The following is a 20,915-nucleotide window of genomic DNA, read 5'->3' on the forward strand; positions in this document are numbered from 1 at the left end:
CTTTTACTCCACAATACCTTAATCGGGACCGAAATGCCAAAATTGCGGTTGTCGAAAAAAAGGATTGATCCATCATTTGCAGAATTACCTTATGATTTACTAAGTGTAACTTGGGAGGCTTGGCCCGTGCGTGCTTTTCTACTCCTTTCGGCGGTTGTTAAGTTCAACAGTCGGAAACCCCCTACCGTTCAATGGCGGGTATCCGGCATTTATCGTTATGCGTTTAGTTTGTTAGTGAGCTTGTCGCTATGCATAGGCAGTGCTGCTTCGGCTTTCGGAGAGCCAAAGCCGGATCCTGCTATCGCTGTATTTTCCCAAGAATCCGCGATGGAAAAGGTTGTTCAATTGCTGCCGGACGTCCGTTCCCTGAAGCCTAGCCTATCGGAGCTAACGTACAGGAGCGATGATATCGCGCGTCTAACTGTACCGGTTTGGCATTTTGTTTGGACAAAGGGGGCGGGGGCTCACCCTACCCAATTGCATGTTAACGTGGACGCGATGACCATGGATTTGTTGGACGTTCATTGGCGCTCATGGGACGGGACACCCAACGTAGATTCTTCTTATCCCGCGAAGATTAATAGGGAGCAAGCAATGGGAATTTCAAAGAAGTTTATATTGGAAGCCTTGCCCTCCCTAAAAGGAGCGGGGTTACGCGTAGTGCCTTGGAATATGGAAGATACGGAGCCAATCTCTCCGTTGTTCGGTAGTGCAAGATATTCTTTTTCTTTTGCGGTCATCATAAATGGTTATCCGATTTATAATACTCGAGTTCATGTCTCGCTGGATGGCAGCGGGGATGTGAAGGGCTTTTATTTTACGGGGGATCCCGGGACATTTGCCCCAGTCGATATCAAGCTGTCTTCTTCTGAAGCTCATGCGCGATGGTCCGAGCAGCTCAGCCTGAGGTTGAACTATACGAATTTTAATCCGTTTTTCTTCGACAGTAATAGCGATTGGAACTTGGCTTACGAGATTCAAACCTTGAGCGAAGCAATTGATGCAAAGAATGGCTCCCCAATTTCTACGTATCGATTCAAGGGGGGAGATCCATTGGAGATGAGATCGGTAACCTCCGATAGTATGCCTTTCGTCAAGCATACCGTTTCGAAGCAGCAAGCGATTTTCGAAATAGAGGCTTACGCGGAAATTCCCGATAACATGGAATGGACTGGCTTTAATCGATCCGATATCGATCCGAGTTCTCCGAACTTATGGGTTCTTAGAGGGGAAAATCGGGATGAGCCCGAATCTCGGGGGGTAGAAGCAGAAGTAAATGCGGATACAGGACAAATTTATTCTTTTACCACCCATGCCGATGTCTTATTCCACGGATTAACCGAGGAACAAAAGAGCGCGTTACCGAAGATAACGGCTTCCGAAGCTTTGGTCATCGCGGATCGTTGGATGGTGGCTCACGTCGAAGATTTCTCCGCTCGTTATAAGCGAGGAATACTACTCGAGGCAGACGACGATTGGGGCTACTATATTCGGATAAAATACATAATGTTCTATCGGGGAATTCCGGTTAATAACCAGGACATGACGATTACCTTAAACGGCAACGGCAAGGTAGTCGAGTACGAAGGTCAAATGAAGTCTCCGACTATATCTGAATTAGCGCTTCTGAAGAACGAAATATCGGCAGAACAAGCGAAACAAAAACTTTTGGACGATTTTGAGCTAGAGCCTATGTATGCAAGTGACGATCCGGGGGCGAAAGTGACGAAGGATGGTCAATATGTACGCCCGGAATCGTATGTGCAATTTATACCCGTAGACAGGATGAAATATAGTGGATATTTATTCGCGCTCGATGCGGGCACAGGGCAAAGAATATCGATGAATGGTATCCTCACTCCAGTAATCGGTGGAACACTGCCGACGAATATCGCCTCACACAAGTCATCTAAGGCCATGCAAATGCTACTTGACCATGGCGTTATATTTCTGGATCAACAAGGGAAGTTGAATCCGAATCGGACGGTTGCCAGAGGAGAATTCTTGCGTATGGTTCGATTGGCGGTCCAACCGCTATTTCCGACTGGTCCCCGGATGGATAATCCCGCATTTACGGATATCGATGTTCATTCACCATATAGCGGAGATATTCAATTTTTTATTAAGAGAAAATGGCTACAACCAGCTCCGGAAACGAAATTTCAGACGGATATACCTCTAACCAGGGAACAACTGGCTATATGGATAACTGCCATAACGGGGGGCGAGAAAGTAGCAAGCCAATTAAGTAGAGCTGCCTCCGTAAATAAACTTAAAGATAATAAGAGTTTGACGAATCGCGGAGCGGTGGCGTTCGCTCTGAAGTACGGCTTCATGACAGCACATAAGGGAGAATTCAAGCCGTTATCAAAGGTTACCTTGGCAGAGGTTTCGGAGGTTTTAGTTAAACTGGCGGAGAAGCAACAAAAGATGGATTATTCTCTGTTAGAGACGGGTAATTAATAAATAGATGTTCGACAGAGTGCCTTGCCCGTTAGGGTCGGGCTTTTTTTCTTGAGTACCTTGGTACATTTCTGAGTTTCCTGATATAGTATACATGAGCACATCATCGGAGGGATTCCATGCTTAGAAGACGCTTCGGAAATTTGGATTCCGTAGGTGCTGGCAAAGCATCGATGGATCAATTCGACCGTTGGCGTGAAGATAGGTTTCGCAAGCTGCGCAACAAAGAATACGGAGAGTGCGTCCGTAACGTCGAGCCAGACCTGAGATTTTTACAGCATAATCGCAGCGAGCCATCTATAACATGGATCGGCCACTCCACGTTTCTTATACAGATGGCGGGCTTGAACATCGTTACGGATCCCGTATGGGCCCGTAGGATGGCATTTCAGAAGAGACTGGCTCCGCCCGGTATAGAATTGTCGGACATGCCGTCGATAGACGTTGTTCTGATCTCGCATGCCCACTATGACCACCTGCACGTATCGTCTTTGCGGAGACTTAAAGGTCCGAAGAAGATGATCGTCCCGGCCGGTTTGCGAAAAAAGCTGATCGTGCGCGGGTTTCTTCAAGCCCAAGAACTGCACTGGTGGGAGGACACTTCGTTCCACGGGGTGAAGTTTACTTTCGTCCCGGCCCAGCATTGGACGCGTCGCAACCCTTGGGATATGAACACGTCTCATTGGGGCGGTTGGGTGCTGCAGATCGATCATGGACCGACGATTTATTTTGCGGGAGACAGCGGTTATTTCCGCGGATTTAGCGAGATCGGACGGAAGTTCGATATCGATATGGCCCTGCTGCCGATCGGAGCTTATGATCCCGAATGGTTCATGGCTTCCCAGCATGTGAGCCCGGAAGAAGCTTTGCAGGCTTTCCTGGACGTTAAGGCGAAGTATTTCGTACCTATGCATTACGGTGCATTTAAGCTTTCGGACGACACTCCGGCCGAGGCTTTGCAGAGATTGGAAGCGGCTAGGGTGCAGCTCGGCATTCCGGAAGAGAAGCTTCTGCTTCTGCAGCATGGCGAGACTTTGCGGTTCGAAAGCCATATTCTAGAAACCCCCAAAGAAAAAGAAAAGGATGGATTAGACTCATGATTACCGTATCCGGCGTAAGCCTGCGTTTCGGCAAACGCCCCCTATTCGAAGATGTAAATATCAAATTCACTCCCGGCAACTGCTACGGTCTGATCGGAGCGAACGGAGCGGGTAAATCCACGTTCCTGAAAATCCTGTCCGGCGAAGTGGAATCCTCCTCTGGCGAAGTTCACATCACGCCGGGCGAGCGTCTCGCGGTCCTTAAGCAAAACCATTTCGAATACGACGAGTTCAACGTATTGGAGACGGTCATTATGGGACACGATCGTCTGTACAAGGTTATGAAAGAGAAAGACGCCATTTACTTGAAAGAGGATTTCTCGGACGAAGACGGCATGCGCGCCGGCGAGCTCGAAGCCGAATTCGCGGAAATGAACGGCTGGGAAGCCGAGAGCGAAGCTGCAGGCATGTTGAACGGCCTCGGTATCACGACCGAACTGCACGATAAGAAAATGTCGGAGCTCAGCGGTAACGAGAAGGTTCGCGTGTTGCTCGCGCAAGCTTTGTTCGGCAATCCGAATATTTTGCTGCTCGATGAGCCTACCAACCACTTGGATCTGGTGTCCATCAACTGGTTGGAAGATTTCTTGTCCCGTTACGAAGGTACCGTTATCGTCGTATCCCATGACCGTCACTTCTTGAACCAAGTATGTACGCATATCGCGGATATCGACTACGGCAAGATTCAAATGTATGTCGGTAACTACGATTTCTGGTACGAGTCCAGCCAATTGGCGATGAAGCTCATGCGCGACCAGAACAAGAAGAAAGAAGACAAGATCAAGGAATTGCAAGAGTTCGTTCAACGGTTCTCCGCGAACAAATCCAAAGCGAAGCAAGCGACAAGCCGTAAGAAGCTATTGGACAAAATCTCGCTGGACGATATCCGTCCTTCGAATCGCAAATATCCGTTCATCAACTTCAAGCCGGAGCGCGAGGTAGGCAAACAAGTCGTAACGGTAGAAAATCTCTCGGCTACTCTGGACGGAGAGAAAGTGTTGAATGGCGTTAACTTCGTCGTTAACAAAGGCGACAAAATCGCGCTGGTCGGTCCATACGGCCATGCCAAAACGTTGCTGTTCCAAATTCTCGTCGGGGAAAAAGAGCCTGAAGAGGGCGCGGTGACATGGGGCGTTACGGCGACAAAAGCTTATTTCCCTAAGGAAAACTCGGCCTATTTCGACGGAGTGGACTTGAATCTGGTCGAATGGCTACGTCAATACACTAAAGATCCGGATGAATCGTTCATCCGCGGTTTCCTTGGCCGGATGCTGTTCTCGGGCGACGAAGCGCTGAAGAAGGGCTCAGTATTGTCCGGGGGAGAAAAAGTACGTTGCATGCTTTCCCGCATGATGCTGACGAACGGCAACGTGCTGTTGCTTGACGAGCCGACGAACCACTTGGACTTGGAGTCCATTACGGCGCTCAATAACGGGTTGATCGACTTCGACGGACCGATTATCTTTACGTCGCATGACCATCAGTTCATGCAGACGATCGCCAACCGGATAATCGAAATTACGCCTAACGGTATCATCGACAGGATGATGACTTTCGACGAGTACTTGGAGCATCCGGAAGTGCAGGAGCTTCGCGCGAAGTTGATCCCAGAAGAAGATAGATAAGATTTCGACGCTTGCCGGCACTGATCGGCAAGCGTTTTTTGCAGTTGGAGGCAGCCGGTTGCGTTGAGCCCCATTTATAGCGCAAAAAGCGACTATAGCTAGGCTGAACCGTCAACGTGCCCTCTCATTGTCGCAAAAAGCGACTATAGCGAGGCCGAACCATCGACGTGCCCTCTCATTGTCGCAAAAAGCGACTATAGCGAGGCCGAACCAACGTGCCCGCTCTTTGTCGCAAAAAGCGACTATAGTGAGTCCGAACCGTCATCGTGCCCTCTCATTGTCGCAAAAAGCGACTATAGCGAGGCCGAACCATCGACGTACCCTCTCATTGTCGCAAAATGCGACTATAGTGAGTCCGAGCCGTCATCGTGCCCTTACAACTTAAAAAAATCCATAAACCCAGTTTCGGACATAAGATGAAAGGTTAAACTAATGCGATGGAGAGGAGGCGTTACGGGTGACGATGGACGTGTACGGCGAGATCAAAAAGGGAGAGAAAGGCGCATGGGTCAGCATTGCGGCTTATCTCGTGCTATCTTCAATGAAGCTGGCGGCCGGTTGGTTTTTCGCTTCGGAAGCATTAACGGCTGACGGCTTCAACAACGTCACCGATATCGTAGCATCCGTGGCCGTCCTCATAGGCCTTCGCATCTCGCGAAGACCTCCCGACGCTAATCATCCGTACGGCCATTTAAGGGCGGAGACGATCGCGGCGCTAATCGCCTCTTTCATCATGGCGACGGTCGGTCTGCAGGTCGGGCAAGTGGCTATCCGCAATATTTGGAATGGGCATTACGAAGTGCCGGACATCACCGCCGGATGGATCGCCCTTGCGGCAGCGATAGCCATGTTCGGAGTTTATGCCTATAACGCCCGGCTCGCGCGGCTTGTCCGCAGCCAAGCGCTAATGGCCGCCGCGAAGGATAATCGTTCCGACGCGCTCGTCAGCATCGGGGCGGCGGTCGGCATCTTCGGAGCGGGTCTCGGATTGCCTTGGCTCGACGCCGTTGCGGCGGTTGTCGTTGCCCTGATTATCTTGAAGACGGCATGGGAAATATTCTGGTCGGCGACGCACGATTTGACCGACGGCTTGACGTGCGGCAGCTTATGTCGTTAAGAGGAGTCGTCGAACGAACGGACGGAGTGCGCGGGATCAAGGATATTCGCGCGCGCCTTCACGGGAGCACCGTTCTCGTCGAAGTGATCGTGACCGTTGACCCGGCGCTGTCTCTGATCGAAAGCCATAAGATCAGCGATGCCGTGGAGCAGAGACTTCAACGCAAACAAGACATTCTGAACGTGCATGTTCACGTCGAGCCCGAGGTAAACGAAAATTGAAACCAGGCATCTCTGGCAAGACAATGGGACTTAAGTAGCGTTAGCAAGGTTAATCTTTCTCAGAAATCCCGCATTCGTCCGATATCGTCGCCTAACGGCGGCGGTTTTTGTTTTAAACGGCCGCGACGAGCTGGTAAGTTTGGGGAAAACGATCGCCCAAGATCCGCATGCGGCGCGGTTTGGCGTGCCAGGGACCCACGTGAGCTTGGAACTTATTCCCCATGCGGAGTCCTAGTCGCTGGGCTCGACGCCCGATGGAAGGCTTTGGGCGTCCCTCTATAATAAAGCAAGTAAGGGGTTGCCCCCCTTAACGCCGTATCCAGAGGAGGACTTCGCAAGTGAAACGAACTTTGATGTGTCTCATGGTGGCGACGATGGCGTGGACAGCTTTTCCCCAGCCCCAAGCGAACGCCGCAGCCACGACCGGCACGATCCAATCCGGGGTGAATTTCCGCACGGCGCCTAGTACTTCAGGTGCTGTTATTCGCATGATAGGCAAAGGCGAGGAAGTAGTCATACTCGATAAAATCAATAGCTATTGGCTTCAGGTGAGGGATTCTTCCGGAAATGTGGGTTACATATCTACCGATAGCAAATACGTTCGCGTAAACGGTTCGAACGTCGGCAGCGGGACGGTTGCCGGCGCGAACGCGACGATCGTCGGAAGCGTATCTTTCCGGACAAGCCCTTCGACCAGCGCTTCCCGTATTCGCTATATGGCCAAGGGAGAGCAGGTTAAGGTAACCGGACGACCCAATTCGTATTGGTATGCGGTAACGGATTCCAAGGGGCAGTCGGGTTACGTGAGCACGGATGCCAAATATATTAAGGTGACGGGATCGATAGCGGATCCGTCTCCCTCGAAGCCTTCCGTTCCGGGTTCGAATCAAGTAGAATCGATCATCGCCGCGGGGATGAAATATTTGGGTACGCCATACGAGTACGGTTCTAGCCGCAATAACACGAATACGTTCGATTGCTCGGATCTCATTCGGCAAATGTTCAAAGACGCAATAGGAGTTACTTTACCGGCGGATTCGCGGGGACAAGGCGAATACGTCAGGGGCAAAGGAGCCGTCACGACCGATTGGCACCAGCTCAAACGCGGCGATCTGATGTTCTTTATGGATTACAAGGGAACCAAAGCGTCTAGTTATTCCGGTAAAAATTCGTTCGGAGAGAAAATCAGCCACGCTGCCATCTATCTCGGAGACGGCAAAGTGCTGCACACTTATTCCAAAGACTCGGGCGGCGTCCGCACGGACAGCATCTCGGGCAAGCATTGGGAGTATCGCTTCCTGTACGGCGGCAGCGCGCTATAATACCGGCGGTAAGCAAAGGCCTCGTTATCTACGGATGACGAGGCTTTCGGATTTTAAATCATAAGCATGGTCTCCGTTCCGGCATCGGTCAGGCCAAGCTTTTTTTTCGATAAAACGAAAATCGACTACAAAAACGCGAAAAAGTGGTCACAATCCGCACATTTCGGGTTTCTTCGCGGTCTTATAATGGAAGTGCAGGATAGAAAACCTTTTCCATAAAAGGAGGAGAATCATATCATGATCGGGACTGCCGGATGGGGACGCAAATGCGGGGCTTTGGCGCTCGCGGCATCGGTTGCATTGACGGGATTTACCGGTACCTTCGGTTTTGCCGGTAAGGTTAGCGCCAATCCGTCATACAACTATGCGGAAGTGTTGCAAAAATCGATGTATTTCTACGAGGCGCAGAGGGCGGGCGATCTTCCCGCGAACAACAGGGTGCAATGGCGCGGGGATTCGGCGCTGTCCGACGGTTCGAATGTCGGCCTCGACCTGACGGGAGGCTGGTACGACGCGGGAGACCACGTCAAGTTCGGTTTGCCGATGGCGTATTCGGCTACGATGCTTGCTTGGTCGGCATACGAGTACGGAGACGCATACGCTCAAACGGGGCAGACGGACGAGCTGTTAGGCAATATCAAATGGGTGACGGACTATTTGATCAAAGCGCATCCGCAACCGAATGTCCTGTACGGGCAAGTAGGCAACGGCGGCGCGGATCACGCGTACTGGGGACCGCCGGAAACGATGACGATGTCACGTCCCGCTTATAAGATCGACGCCTCTTGCCCGGGCTCCGATTTGGCAGGCGAGACGGCCGCAGCGATGGCGGCCTCGTCGATACTGTTCAATGCTTCCAACCCCGCCTATGCGGCTACTTTGCTGACCCACGCGGAGCAGTTATTCGATTTCGCGGATACGTATCGGGGCAAATACAGCGACTGCATCGCGGATGCGCAAGGGTACTACAATTCGTTCAGCGGTTATTACGACGAATTGGCTTGGGCCGGAGTCTGGCTCTACTTGGCGACGAATGATTCCGCTTACTTGACGTATGCCGAGAATATGACGCAAAACTTCAAGAAGGAAAATTACGGAAACAGCCCTTATTGGGAATACAAGTGGGGACTTGCATGGGATGACAAACATTATGCGGTTCAGCTTCTGCTTGCCAAGCTAACGAACAATTCCGCCTACAAAATGAACGTGGAGAGAAGCCTCGACTATTGGACGACGGGCACGGCGGACAACGAACGAATCGCGTACACCCCCGGCGGGCTGGCGTGGCTCGACCAATGGGGTTCGCTGCGCTACGCGTCGAACATGTCGTTCCTTGCCTTCGTCTACTCGGATTGGCTAGAAGCGTCAAATCCCGCAAAGGCGCAAACCTATCGCAATTTCGGCATTTCCCAGATTAATTACGCGCTAGGGGATAATCCGGGCAACCGCAGCTACGTGGTCGGGTTCGGCAACAATCCGCCGATCAATCCTCACCATCGCAGCGCGCACGGCTCGATCGTCGGCAGTATCCAGAATCCGACGGACAATCGCAACGTGCTGTACGGAGCGCTTGTCGGAGGACCGGGGAGCAACGATAGCTACTCCGACGACCGCAGCAATTATTTCAACAATGAAGTCGCGACCGATTACAATGCCGGGTTTACCGGCGCCGTCGCGAAGATGTTCCTGATGTTCGGCGGAACGCCGCTGGCGAACTTTCCCCCGGCCGTCGCGGCACCGGATGAAATGTACGTGGAAGCGAAGGCCAATACGTATTCGGCGGGCTCGACTTCGATCGATACGTATTTGAACAACGCTTCGGTACTTCCTCCTAGGGCGAGCGACAAATTGTCTTTCCGCTATTACGTCGATCTGAGCGAGTTGCTGCAGTCCGGATATAACGTCGCCGACGTCACGATTCGCAAGGACAACGCGGGCGGGGCCAACATTACCGGTTTGATGCAATGGAGCGGTACTGTCTATTACGTATCGGTGGATTTTACGGGTACGAGTCTGTATCCCGGAGATATCAATAAGTACCGGAAGCAGTCCACTTTCACGTTAACCGTGCCGAACGGAGCGCCGTGGAATCCGGCTAACGATCCGTCCTATCAGGGGCTGGGCGGAGGCAGCCATTTGAAAACGGCTTATATTCCGGTGTACGACAACGGAGCGAAGGCGTTCGGCATTGAGCCGGGCGGCAGTATTCCGACGGTGCCTGCGGCTCCGGTCAATGTGACGGCAACGGCGGGCAACGCGCAAGCGGCAATAAGTTGGACCGCTTCAAGCGGCGCGACAAGCTATAACGTAAAGCGCGCGACGACAAACGGCGGACCGTACGCCAACGTGGCGACGGGGGTCGTAGGAACGAGCTTTACGAACAGCGGCTTGACGAACGGAACGACTTATTACTACGTCGTAAGCGCGGTTAATGCGGTCGGAGAAAGCGCGAATTCGGCGCAGGCAAGCGCAACGCCGCAAGCGCCTGCGCTGCCGGCGGCTCCAGCGGGCTTGACCGCCTCGGCGGGCAATGCGCAAGCGACGTTAAGCTGGACGGCTTCCAGCGGCGCAACGAGCTACACGGTAAACGCGCGGCGATAAGCGGCGGACCGTACGCGAACGTAGCGACGGGAGTTGCCGCAACGAGCTTTACCGATACGGGCTTGACGAACGGAACGACTTATTATTACGTCGTCAGCGCGGTGAACGCGGTCGGCGAGAGCGCGAACTCGGGTCAAGCGAGCGCAACGCCGCAAGTTCCGCCGGCGGGCAATCTCGTCGTTCAGTACAAAGCCGCCGATACGAGCGCGACGGACAATCAAATCAAACCCATCTGAACATCAAGAACATCGGCGCGACGGCCGTAAATTTAAGCGACGTGAAGGTTCGCTATTATTTCACGAAAGACGGAAGCGCGGCGATGAATGCCTGGATCGATTGGGCGCAGCTTGGCGGCACGAACATTCAAGTGACGTTCGGCAGCGCTTCGGGAACGGGCGCGGACGCTTACGTCGAGCTGACTTTCGCGTCCGGAGCCGGCACGCTCGCGCCGAACGGACAGTCGGGAGACATCCAATTGCGGATGGCGAAGACGGACTGGTCGAATTTCAACGAGGCGGACGATTACTCGTACGACCCGACGAAGACGGCTTATGCGGATTGGAGCAAGGTAACGCTGATCTTGAACGGGACGTTGGTTTGGGGGACCGAGCCCTAATCGAATCCGATAGAGCTGTGCCGAAGTCCATCCGCGACATTCGGTACAGCTCATCGCGCGACGGTTCCGGCGGCGTGAACGGCAGTTTTGGCACGGGAATTGGAAAGCGGTTACAACAGAAACCCCTTTTCTTAAGGAGGTGATGAATAGCCGGCAAGAACGTCGGGCTAAGTATGATCGAATTATTAATTGAACAGGAGGGAATTTGCATGAATTCGATGTGGAAGAAGACGTTGTGCATAGCGGCAACGACGGCGATCGGGTGTTCTTTGCTGCTCGGGGCGGGGCCGTTCGCCGCTCCTTCGGCGAAAGCTTCGGTCAGTTCTTACAATTACGCGGAAGCCCTGCAAAAATCGATTTATTTTTACGAGGCGCAACGTTCCGGAGACCTCCCGGCGAATAATCGCGTGGCTTGGCGCGGAGATTCGGGAATGACGGACGGGGCGGACGTCGGCAAAGACTTGACGGGCGGTTGGTACGATGCCGGAGACCACGTGAAATTCGGATTGCCGATGGCGGCGTCGGCGACCATGTTGGCTTGGTCGGTCTACGAATATGAAGACGGGTATAAGCAAGCGGGTCAATACGAAGAAATTCTGGACAACCTGAAGTGGGCTACGGACTATTTTATTAAAGCGCATACGGCTCCCAACGAGCTGTACGTCCAGGTCGGACAAGGAGGACCGGATCATGCTTGGTGGGGACCGGCCGAAGTGATGCAGATGAACCGGCCCTCCTATAAAATCTCGGCTTCCTGTCCGGGATCGGACGTAGCGGGGGAAACCTCCGCGGCATTAGCGGCTGCGTCCTTGGTGTTCGAGGAAACCGATCCGGTATACGCGGCTACCTTGCTCCAACATGCCGAACAGTTGTATTCTTTCGCCGATACGTACAAGGGCAAATATAGCGATTGCGTAACGGATGCCCAATCCTACTACAACTCGTGGTCGGGCTATTGGGACGAGCTTTCCTGGGGCGCAACGTGGTTGTACTTGGCAACGAATAATTCTGCTTATCTGACCAAGGCGATCGCGGCTTCGAACAATTGGGGCAAGGAGGGGCAATCGACGAACTGGGGATACAAATGGACTCACGCTTGGGACGACAAACACTACGGAGCTCAATTATTGTTAGCGCGAATCACGAATGACGCCTCCTTCATCACATCGACGGAACGTAATCTGGACTATTGGACTTCCGGCGTTCCGGGTACGGGCGAGAGAATCACGTACTCTCCGGGCGGACTGGCTTGGCTGGATACGTGGGGTTCGTTGCGATACTCCATGAATGCGTCTTTCTTGGCGTTCGTCTATTCCGATTGGGTAACGGATACGGCCAAGAAAAACAAATACCGGACCTTCGCGACGAATCAAGCGCTCTACGTGCTCGGCGATAATCCGCGCAACAGCAGTTACGTGATCGGGTACGGGACGAATTCGCCTCAGCATCCGCATCACCGGACATCCCACGGTTCATGGGCGGACAGCCAGTCCGTTCCGGCGAACCATCGCCATGTATTGTACGGAGCGTTGGTCGGAGGTCCGAATAGCAGCGACGGCTACACCGATTCGATCGGCGATTACGTCAGCAACGAAGTCGCGACGGATTACAACGCGGGATTCACCGGGGTACTGGCCAAAATGAACCTGCTCTATGGAGCGGGACAACAGCCTCTGGCCAACTTCCCCGCGCCTGAAACGAAGGAAGACGAAATGTTCGTCGAAGCCTCCTTTAATAGCACGGGACCGAATTATACGGAAATCAAGGCGCTCGTGAACAATCGCTCCGGCTGGCCGGCACGGATGGGCGATAAGTTGAGCTTCCGCTATTATGTCGACCTGACGGAGGTATATAACGCGGGTTACACTTCCAGCAACATTACGATCAATACCAACTACAATCAAGGAGCGACCGTGTCCGCGCTGCTTCCTTATGACGCGGCCAATCATATTTATTATGTGGTTGTAGACTTCACGGGAACGAAAATTTATCCCGGCGGTCAGTCCGCTTACAAGAAGGAAGTCCAATTCCGTTTGGCCGCGCCTTCCGGGACTTCTTTCTGGAATCCGGCCAACGATTATTCCGCGCAAGGCCTGTCGGCGACTTCCACGGTCAAGACGGCATATATTCCGGTATACGACAACGGAACGAAAGTATTCGGCAACGAGCCGGGACCGGTCGTTCCGACGCCTCCGGCGGCGCCTGCCGGCTTGACCGCAACCGCGGGCAACGCGCAAGCGAGCTTAACCTGGGCCGCATCGAGCGGCGCGACGAGCTATACGGTTAAGCGTTCCGCGACTAGCGGGGGGCCTTACGCGACAGTGGCATCGGGAGTGACCTCTACGAATTACGCGGCTACGGGCCTGACTAACGGAACGACGTACTACTTCGTCGTCAGCGCGGCCAATGGCGTTCGGCATTGAGCCGGGCGGCAGTATTCCGACGGTGCCTGCGGCTCCGGTCAATGTGACGGCAACGGCGGGCAACGCGCAAGCGGCAATAAGTTGGACCGCTTCAAGCGGCGCGACAAGCTATAACGTAAAGCGCGCGACGACAAACGGCGGACCGTACGCCAACGTGGCGACGGGGGTCGTAGGAACGAGCTTTACGAACAGCGGCTTGACGAACGGAACGACTTATTACTACGTCGTAAGCGCGGTTAATGCGGTCGGAGAAAGCGCGAATTCGGCGCAGGCAAGCGCAACGCCGCAAAGTTTGCCAGCGGCGCCTGCGGGCTTGACGGCAGCGGCGGGCAATGCTCAAGCGACGTTAAGCTGGACGGCTTCCAGCGGGGCAACGAGCTACACGGTAAAACGCGCGGCGATAAGCGGCGGGCCGTACGCGAACGTAGCGACGGGAGTTGCCGCTACGAGCTATACCGATACGGGCTTAACGAACGGGACGACTTATTATTACGTAGTCAGCGCGGTGAACGCGACGGGAGAGAGCGCGAACTCGGGTCAAGCGAGCGCGACTCCGCAAGTACCGCCGGCGGGTAATCTCGTCGTTCAGTACAAAGCCGCCGATACGAGCGCGACGGACAATCAAATCAAACCCCATCTGAACATCAAGAACATCGGCGCGACGGCCGTAAATTTAAGCGACGTGAAGGTTCGCTATTATTTCACGAAAGACGGAAGCGCGGCGATGAATGCCTGGATCGATTGGGCGCAGCTTGGCGGCACGAACATTCAGGTGACGTTCGGCAGCGCTTCGGGTACGGGCGCGGACGCTTACGTCGAGCTGTCGTTCGCAACCGGAGCCGGCACGCTCGCGCCGAACGGACAGTCGGGAGATATCCAATTGCGGATGGCGAAGACGGACTGGTCGAATTTCAACGAGGCGGACGATTACTCGTACGACCCGACGAAGACGGCTTATGCGGATTGGAGCAAGGTAACGCTTTATTTGAACGGCACTCTTGTATGGGGCACGGCACCTTAATGATATAAGCGAGGGAGGAATAAGGAATGACTAGTAATCTGTATCGTAAAGGGTTGGTATGGTGGCTTGTCGTCGCCATGATCATAACCGCGTATGCTAGCTTGTGGGTGGCTCCGAAAGAGGCATCGGCCGCCACCGTGAACGAGACGAGATTTATGCAGCTTTACAATCAGATCAAGAATCCCGCGAACGGTTACTTCTCGCCGGAGGGAGTTCCATACCATTCTATTGAAACTTTAATCAGCGAAGCGCCGGATTACGGACATATGTCTACCTCCGAAGCTTATAGCTACTGGCTCTATCTTGAGACGCTATACGGACACTTCACGGGGGATTGGTCCAAGCTGGAAGCCGCTTGGAACAACATGGAGAAATACATCATCCCGATCAACGAAGGGGACGGCGTAGAAGAGCAGCCGACGATGAATTATTACAATCCAAGCAGCCCGGCGACATACGCCGCCGAAAAACCTTACCCGGATCAATATCCATCCCAGCTTTCCGGACAATATGCGGCCGGATCGGACCCGCTGGACGCGGAAATGAAAGCCGCGTACGGAAATAACCAAACTTACTTGATGCATTGGCTGGTCGACGTTGACAATTGGTACGAGTACGGGAACCTGTTGAATCCATCGCATACGGTCAACTACGTGAATACGTTTCAGCGCGGCGAACAGGAGTCGGTGTGGGAGGCGATAGACCATCCTTCGCAGGACAACAAAACTTTCGGTAAACCGAATGAAGGCTTTATGTCCCTGTTTACGAAAGAAAACCAAAGCCCCGCGGCTCAATGGCGATATACGAACGCGACCGACGCGGACGCGCGGGCGGTTCAAGTCATCTATTGGGCGAAGGAGCTCGGATTCAACAATACGACGATCTTGAACAAAGCGAAGAAAATGGGCGACTATTTAAGGTACGGCATGTTCGACAAGTATTTTCAGCAAATCGGCAGCGCCAGCGACGGGTCCCCCGCGGCGGGCAACGGCAAAAATTCCTCGTTGTATTTGTTATCTTGGTATACGGCGTGGGGCGGCGGATTAGGGTCCGGAGGCAATTGGGCTTGGCGGATCGGTTCTAGCCATGCGCACCAAGCTTACCAGAACCCGGTAGCGGCTTACGCGCTGGGAACGACGGAGGGCGGGCTTAATCCGACATCGGCGACCGGAAAATCGGATTGGAACATTTCCCTGACAAGGCAGTTGGAATTCTACAACTGGCTATTGTCCGCCGAGGGAGCGATCGGCGGAGGCGCAACGAACAGCTGGAACGGCAGCTATAGCGCTTATCCGTCGGGAGTCAGCACGTTCCACGGATTGGCATATCAGGAAAACCCGGTCTATCACGACCCCGGCTCGAACACCTGGTTCGGTTTCCAAGCATGGCCGATAGAACGGGTTGCGGAGATGTACTACATTTTAGCTTCCAGCGGCGACACGTCGTCGCAAAATTTCCTAATGGCCAAGAACGTCATCTCGAAATGGATCGATTGGGCGCTCGATTACACGTTCGTCGACCAACGGCCGGTTTCCGACGCAGACGGCTACTATTTGAATGCATCCGGCAGCCGGATTCTTGGCGGGCTCAATCCAGCCGTGGCTACCGTCGCGGCGCCGGGCGAGTTCTGGATTCCAAGCGGCCAAGAATGGACGGGGCAACCGGATAGCTGGAACAGCTTCTCGACCTTTACGGGCAATCCGAATTTCCATGTGATTACGAAGAGCCCGAGCCAAGATGTCGGCGTGCTGGGCAGTTACATTAAAGCTCTCTCTTTCTTCGCGGCGGGAACCAAAGCGGAAACGGGTAACTTTACGACCTTGGGCAATCAAGCCAAGACGACGGCCGACGGTCTTCTGGGCACGGCTTGGAACTATAACGACGGGATCGGAATCGCGATCGACGAGCAAAGGAGAGATTATAGCCGCTACTTCACGAAGGAAATTTACTTTCCGGCGGGGTGGAGCGGTACGTTCGGACAAGGCAACGCGATTCCAGGAACGGGAGGCATTCCGTCCGATCCGGCCAAAGGCGGCAACGGAACGTATATCAGCTATGCTCAGCTGCGTCCGAAAATCACGCAGGATCCGAAATGGTCTTATCTCACTAACCTTTATAACACATCCTTTAATCAGTCGACGCAAACGTGGGACAACGGAGTACCGACGTTCAAGTATCATCGGTTCTGGTCGCAGGTGGATATTGCCACGGCTTACGCGGAGTACGATCGTTTGCTTGGCTCCGGAACGACGACGCAGCCGACGGTACCGGCAGGCTTGACCGCCGCGGCCGGCAACGCTCAAGCGACGCTAAGCTGGACGGCGTCGAGCGGCGCTGCAAGTTACAACGTGAAACGCGCGACGACAAACGGCGGACCGTATGCGACCGTAGCGACGGGCGTAACCGGAACGAGCTACGCGGATACGGGATTGACGAACGGAACGACGTATTATTACGTCGTGAGCGCCGTGAACGCGGCGGGCGAGAGCGCGAACTCGGCGCAAGCAAGCGCGACTCCGATAGCCGTGCCGACGGTGCCGGCAGCTCCGACCGGGTTGACCGCGACGGGCGGCAACGCCCAAGTCGCATTAAGCTGGACGGCGTCGAGCGGCGCTGTAAGCTACAACGTGAAACGCGCGACGACAAACGGCGGGCCGTACGCGACCGTAGCGACGGGCGTAACCGGAACGAGTTACGCGGATACGGGGATTGACGAACGGAACGACGTATTATTACGTCGTGAGCGCCGTTAACGCGGCGGGCGAGAGCGCGAACTCGGCGCAAGCAAGCGCGACTCCGATAGCCGTGCCGACGGTGCCGGCAGCTCCGACCGGGTTGACCGCGACGGGCGGCAACGCCCAAGTCGCATTAAGCTGGACGGCGTCGAGCGGCGCTGTAAGCTACAACGTGAAACGCGCGACGACAAACGGCGGGCCGTACGCGACCGTAGCGACGGGCGTAACCGGAACGAGTTACGCGGATACGGGATTGACGAACGGAACGACGTATTATTACGTCGTGAGCGCCGTTAACGCGGCGGGCGAGAGCGCGAACTCGGCGCAAGCAAGCGCGACTCCGCAAAATGTCGGCGGCGGCAGCCTGGTGGCGCAGTATAAGGTCAACAATGCTAACCCGACCGACAATCAGATCATGGCGCAGTTTAACATTAAGAACAACGGTTCTTCGGCCGTAAGTTTAAGTACGCTCAAGCTTCGGTACTACTTCACCAAAGACAGCGCGAACGCTTCGCTCAGCTTTTGGTCCGATTGGGCTCAGATCGGAAACGGCAACGTGAGCGGCGCGTTCGTAACGATGGCTGCACCGACGACGGGAGCCGATACGTATTTGGAAATTTCTTTCTCCGCCGGCGCAGGCTCGATCGCGGCGAATGGGCAGAGCGGAGAAATCCAGGCTAGATTCGCCAAGAACGATTGGTCGAATTTCAACGAGGCGGGGGACTACTCCTACGACGGCACGAAAACCGCATTCGTCGATTGGAGCAAAGTGACTCTCTACCAGAACGGAACATTGGTATGGGGAACCGAGCCTTAACAGGAGCTCTATGAACGGAGATAAGGCCAAGGATCTCAACCGCCATTAATCGTTAAAGCCTTCAACTCCGCTATCGTGTAACGGAGTTGGAGGCTTTCACGTATTCGGCGGAAATTCGCGGGGATGGCACGGAAAGAAGTCATTAAAGTGCTAAGTCGGTCACCCCGGTAGATAGTTCGATTCCGCCCTCTTCTAATATAATGGATTTGAGGTCTGCCTTAATCCACTGCTTTAATGGCTGGACCCGCGAAAGGAGGGCGATAGGCAACTAGCGGAACCTTAGATAAACGAAGCGAGCGAAACACCGACTAATCACATCCGTTTCTGATTGGGACGGTTACGGAGAAGGAGGGAATGATGGAGTTTGCAGGATCGGAGAGCAGTTGGATATTGCCCATTCGGATTTCGATAAGAAGATGGCATATTCCCTTACCCGATCGTGATCGCAACCTACTGGAATATGCTCTATGCAATGCGTCCGACGAACTGATCAGGTACCCGTTATCGGGGGCGACGATGCGCGTCCGGCACGGGACGGCGGTTTTCCTATTCGGCTTGCCTACCTCCAATCCGTTGATAACCGGATTGGAGCATCGCTGCAGGCAATTGCAGAAGGTTGCCAAAACCTACTTGTACGCGGATGTAGAGATTGAGATCGGACAAACGGTGCCTATGCGGGAAGTTGCTCCGGATAAGTCGGACGAGTCTTTGGCGGAACAGGGACCCGAACGGGAGCGAATGTTGCTTTTGAGGCAAGCCCGTCGCTCCGACGATGCCTCTTTGCGCCAAATCTTAGACTATATCGAGGATCATTTGCAAGAGCAATTGACCAGAGAAGATATCGCTCAATTCGTACATTTCCATCCTTCGTATCTCTCGCGGTTTTTTCGCAAGAAAACCGGGTGGTCGCTCTCAGAGTACATCGTTCGTCAACGAATCGAGCACGCGAAGCTGATGCTTGCGCAATCGGATCTTCGTATCGGCCATATCATGAACCAACTAGGTTACGACAATCTATCCCATTTTACCCGCACCTTCAAGAAAATGACGGGATATACCCCTCTGCAATACCGCAACAAAAAGATTCATTAGAAGCAAAAGAAGCACCGCTTCCACGTTAAGTGGACGACGGTGCTTCTTTAAGTATGATCCAATGGTTATTCCATCAAGGCTAGAACGGCTTCCGAGCACTTGGCGGGGTGATATTCCGCGTTGCGCAGAGCGAGCAGCGTATCGCGGTGCTGGTAGGCCGCGTAAGGTTCCTGGATGAGGCGGAACCAGCGGTCGATCGTCTCGTTCGACTTCATCAGTTCTCCGAAGCCGTGGGTGACGAAGTATTCGGCATTCTCTTCTTCTTGACCGGGAATCGGCTCGTAGAACAGCATCGGAATTCCTTTGGCCATCCCTTCCGTGCAGGTCATTCCGCCCGGTTTGGTGACAAGCAGATCGGAGACGTCCATGAGCTTGCTGATTTCCTTCGTATAGCCGATGACATGGATGTTCGGATGCTGGAAGCGCGCGTCGGAGAGCAGCTTATCTTTGGCTTTCTCGTTGTTCCCCATGCAGAGGATGAGCTGAATCCGATCCGCGTAAGCCGCCATGTACTCTACTAACTCTTCGCCGTATAAAAGACCCCAACCGCCGCCCATAATGAGGACGGTGGGCATATCTTTGAGTTGAAACTGGGCTAGAATTTCGGCCCTGTCGTGCGGATGCCAGAAGTTCGGGTGGACGGGGATCCCGGTCACCTCGATGGAAGTAGGCGGAACGCGCGCGCGATCAATTTATTCCGGACGGCAGGCGTACTGACCAAATAGGTGTTCACTTCGGGGTTCGTCCACGTCGCATGGGCATCGTAATCGGTTATAAGCGTATACAAAGGAACATCCAAGCCTAGCCTTTTTAATCGGCTTACGACGGCGTTAGGAATAGGATGGGTGCAGACGATGGAATCCGGCTTCAGTTGCCGGACGACATCCGATACTTGATTGTAGAATAACCGGTGCAACGCGAACTGCGTCATTCGGTTTAAGGATTTATGATAGCCGCTTCGGTACATTCTACCGACCAGCTTAGGCTGTTTGCTTACGGTTTTACGGTAGGCGGACAAGATCAAGGGGCCTATAATAGGATTAAGAAAGGTGCCCAACTCAATGACGCGCGTCTGAATTCGCGGCGATAACTGGCGTAATCCGACTGCGAGGGCATAAGCGGCTTGGGTATGTCCTGTACCGAAACCTTCGGAAAGCAGCAGAACTCGTTTTTTACGCATAAGAAATAATCCTCCACTTTTCCTACTTCCATATTACGCTGAAGCGGGATTTGGAACAAGTGGTACAATGAGAAGAATCATGTTGAAGGAGGAATCGGCGCGAATGAGCGAACTTAACGCGGTGCCGGAAATTGTAAGAATAAACTATAAGACAGGGGAATATGTCGGAGAAGCTATCGACCGAGATGAACGGAGAGCCTTGGTTAAGGTGCTTGCCGTACTGCAGCATCCAACGCAAGGGGACCTGCACAGTTCCTATGATCCGGATGCGGTTATGTTCCATGAACGCAAAGCTCTTTCTTATACGGAGAAGGTGTGGGTACCTATACAGACCGTTCAGCCTTACAAGGGAGCGATACCCGATTACCGGGAGTCGTTGCGCACGGCTTACGGCAACGAACGAGAGCGAATCGATCGCTTAAAGCGATGGTCTGAGCTCTGTTTAGAGAAGCTGGAAAGCTTGCGGAAAGATTACGGTATGTAAAGCTACAACTAAAGTAACGAAAATACTGCGGTATTCGACCGCATCTTAGTCCAATGGACCTAAGATGCGGTTATTTTGTGTCGATCTGAGCAGTTTTT

12 protein-coding genes and 3 pseudogenes are annotated in these 20,915 nt (G+C 53.7%); 14 read left to right on the plus strand and 1 reads right to left on the minus strand.

Features of this window, described 5'->3' with window-relative positions; translation table 11 throughout:
- The first annotated feature begins 33 nt into the window (after positions 1-33).
- From FPL14_RS20030 to FPL14_RS20085, 13 genes and pseudogenes are all read left to right on the plus strand, one after another.
- The gene (locus tag FPL14_RS20030; RefSeq protein WP_182299430.1) at positions 34-2,463 is read left to right on the plus strand and encodes a YcdB/YcdC domain-containing protein; all 2,430 of its coding nucleotides are present in this window, start codon (positions 34-36) and stop codon (positions 2,461-2,463) included.
- Positions 2,464-2,582: 119 nt separating this feature from the next.
- The gene (locus FPL14_RS20035) at positions 2,583-3,563 is read left to right on the plus strand and encodes an MBL fold metallo-hydrolase (RefSeq protein ID WP_182299431.1); all 981 of its coding nucleotides are present in this window, start codon (positions 2,583-2,585) and stop codon (positions 3,561-3,563) included.
- On the plus strand, positions 3,560-5,188 hold the full coding sequence (locus FPL14_RS20040; protein WP_182299432.1) for an ABC-F family ATP-binding cassette domain-containing protein: 1,629 nt from the start codon (positions 3,560-3,562) through the stop codon (positions 5,186-5,188). Before FPL14_RS20035 ends, FPL14_RS20040 begins: the two co-directional genes overlap by 4 nt.
- 463 nt (positions 5,189-5,651) lie before the next feature.
- Positions 5,652-6,526, plus strand: a pseudogene (locus FPL14_RS20045) (cation diffusion facilitator family transporter).
- Between the two features lie 338 nt (positions 6,527-6,864).
- Positions 6,865-7,848, plus strand: a complete 984-nt coding sequence (locus FPL14_RS20050) for a C40 family peptidase (protein WP_229263593.1) — start codon at positions 6,865-6,867, stop codon at positions 7,846-7,848.
- Positions 7,849-8,085: 237 nt separating this feature from the next.
- Positions 8,086-10,449 carry a glycoside hydrolase family 9 protein gene (locus FPL14_RS30820; RefSeq protein ID WP_229263594.1) on the plus strand — a complete coding sequence of 788 codons (2,364 nt, stop codon included), beginning with the start codon at positions 8,086-8,088 and terminating at the stop codon, positions 10,447-10,449.
- A 62-nt stretch (positions 10,450-10,511) separates the two neighbouring features.
- A complete protein-coding gene (locus FPL14_RS30955) occupies positions 10,512-10,685 on the plus strand; it encodes a hypothetical protein (RefSeq protein ID WP_220471268.1) in 174 nt (57 codons plus the stop codon).
- An 11-nt stretch (positions 10,686-10,696) separates the two neighbouring features.
- Positions 10,697-11,065 carry a cellulose binding domain-containing protein gene (locus FPL14_RS30960; protein WP_229263997.1) on the plus strand — a complete coding sequence of 123 codons (369 nt, stop codon included), beginning with the start codon at positions 10,697-10,699 and terminating at the stop codon, positions 11,063-11,065.
- Positions 11,066-11,283: 218 nt separating this feature from the next.
- Entirely contained in the window at positions 11,284-13,488 is a 2,205-nt protein-coding gene (locus FPL14_RS20065) for a glycoside hydrolase family 9 protein (protein ID WP_407644677.1), read from the plus strand.
- Between the two features lie 55 nt (positions 13,489-13,543).
- Positions 13,544-14,509, plus strand: a pseudogene (locus FPL14_RS20070) (cellulose binding domain-containing protein); the annotation flags it as partial.
- Positions 14,510-14,535: 26 nt separating this feature from the next.
- Positions 14,536-17,262: a glycoside hydrolase family 48 protein gene (locus FPL14_RS20075; protein WP_182299435.1), complete on the plus strand. Its 2,727-nt coding sequence runs from the start codon at positions 14,536-14,538 to the stop codon at positions 17,260-17,262.
- The gene (locus FPL14_RS20080; protein WP_407644625.1) at positions 17,219-18,061 is read left to right on the plus strand and encodes a cellulose binding domain-containing protein; all 843 of its coding nucleotides are present in this window, start codon (positions 17,219-17,221) and stop codon (positions 18,059-18,061) included. Before FPL14_RS20075 ends, FPL14_RS20080 begins: the two co-directional genes overlap by 44 nt.
- Positions 18,062-18,415: 354 nt before the next feature.
- Positions 18,416-19,153 carry a helix-turn-helix transcriptional regulator gene (locus FPL14_RS20085; RefSeq protein WP_182299436.1) on the plus strand — a complete coding sequence of 246 codons (738 nt, stop codon included), beginning with the start codon at positions 18,416-18,418 and terminating at the stop codon, positions 19,151-19,153.
- 65 nt (positions 19,154-19,218) lie between these two features.
- Here the strand turns inward: FPL14_RS20085 and FPL14_RS20090 are convergent.
- A pseudogene (locus FPL14_RS20090) lies at positions 19,219-20,333 on the minus strand (MGDG synthase family glycosyltransferase).
- 103 nt (positions 20,334-20,436) lie between these two features.
- Between FPL14_RS20090 and kapB the strand changes: the two are divergent.
- Positions 20,437-20,817 (plus strand): sporulation phosphorelay system protein KapB, encoded by a 381-nt coding sequence (kapB, locus tag FPL14_RS20095; protein ID WP_182299437.1) that lies wholly within the window; start codon positions 20,437-20,439, stop codon positions 20,815-20,817.
- Positions 20,818-20,915: the final 98 nt, after the last annotated feature.

This window comes from Cohnella cholangitidis, assembly GCF_014107495.1.
In the GTDB taxonomy this organism is placed as follows: Bacteria; Bacillota; Bacilli; order Paenibacillales; family Paenibacillaceae; genus Cohnella; species Cohnella cholangitidis.

Coding starts and splice junctions, on each gene's coding strand:
- FPL14_RS20030 (WP_182299430.1), top strand. CDS start 34: ATGCCAAAATTGCGGTTGTCGAAAAAAAGGATTGATCCATCATTTGCA.
- FPL14_RS20035 (WP_182299431.1), top strand. CDS start 2,583: ATGCTTAGAAGACGCTTCGGAAATTTGGATTCCGTAGGTGCTGGCAAA.
- FPL14_RS20040 (WP_182299432.1), top strand. CDS start 3,560: ATGATTACCGTATCCGGCGTAAGCCTGCGTTTCGGCAAACGCCCCCTA.
- FPL14_RS30820 (WP_229263594.1), top strand. CDS start 8,086: ATGATCGGGACTGCCGGATGGGGACGCAAATGCGGGGCTTTGGCGCTC.
- FPL14_RS20065 (WP_407644677.1), top strand. CDS start 11,284: ATGTGGAAGAAGACGTTGTGCATAGCGGCAACGACGGCGATCGGGTGT.
- FPL14_RS20075 (WP_182299435.1), top strand. CDS start 14,536: ATGACTAGTAATCTGTATCGTAAAGGGTTGGTATGGTGGCTTGTCGTC.
- FPL14_RS20085 (WP_182299436.1), top strand. CDS start 18,416: ATGATGGAGTTTGCAGGATCGGAGAGCAGTTGGATATTGCCCATTCGG.
- kapB (WP_182299437.1), top strand. CDS start 20,437: ATGAGCGAACTTAACGCGGTGCCGGAAATTGTAAGAATAAACTATAAG.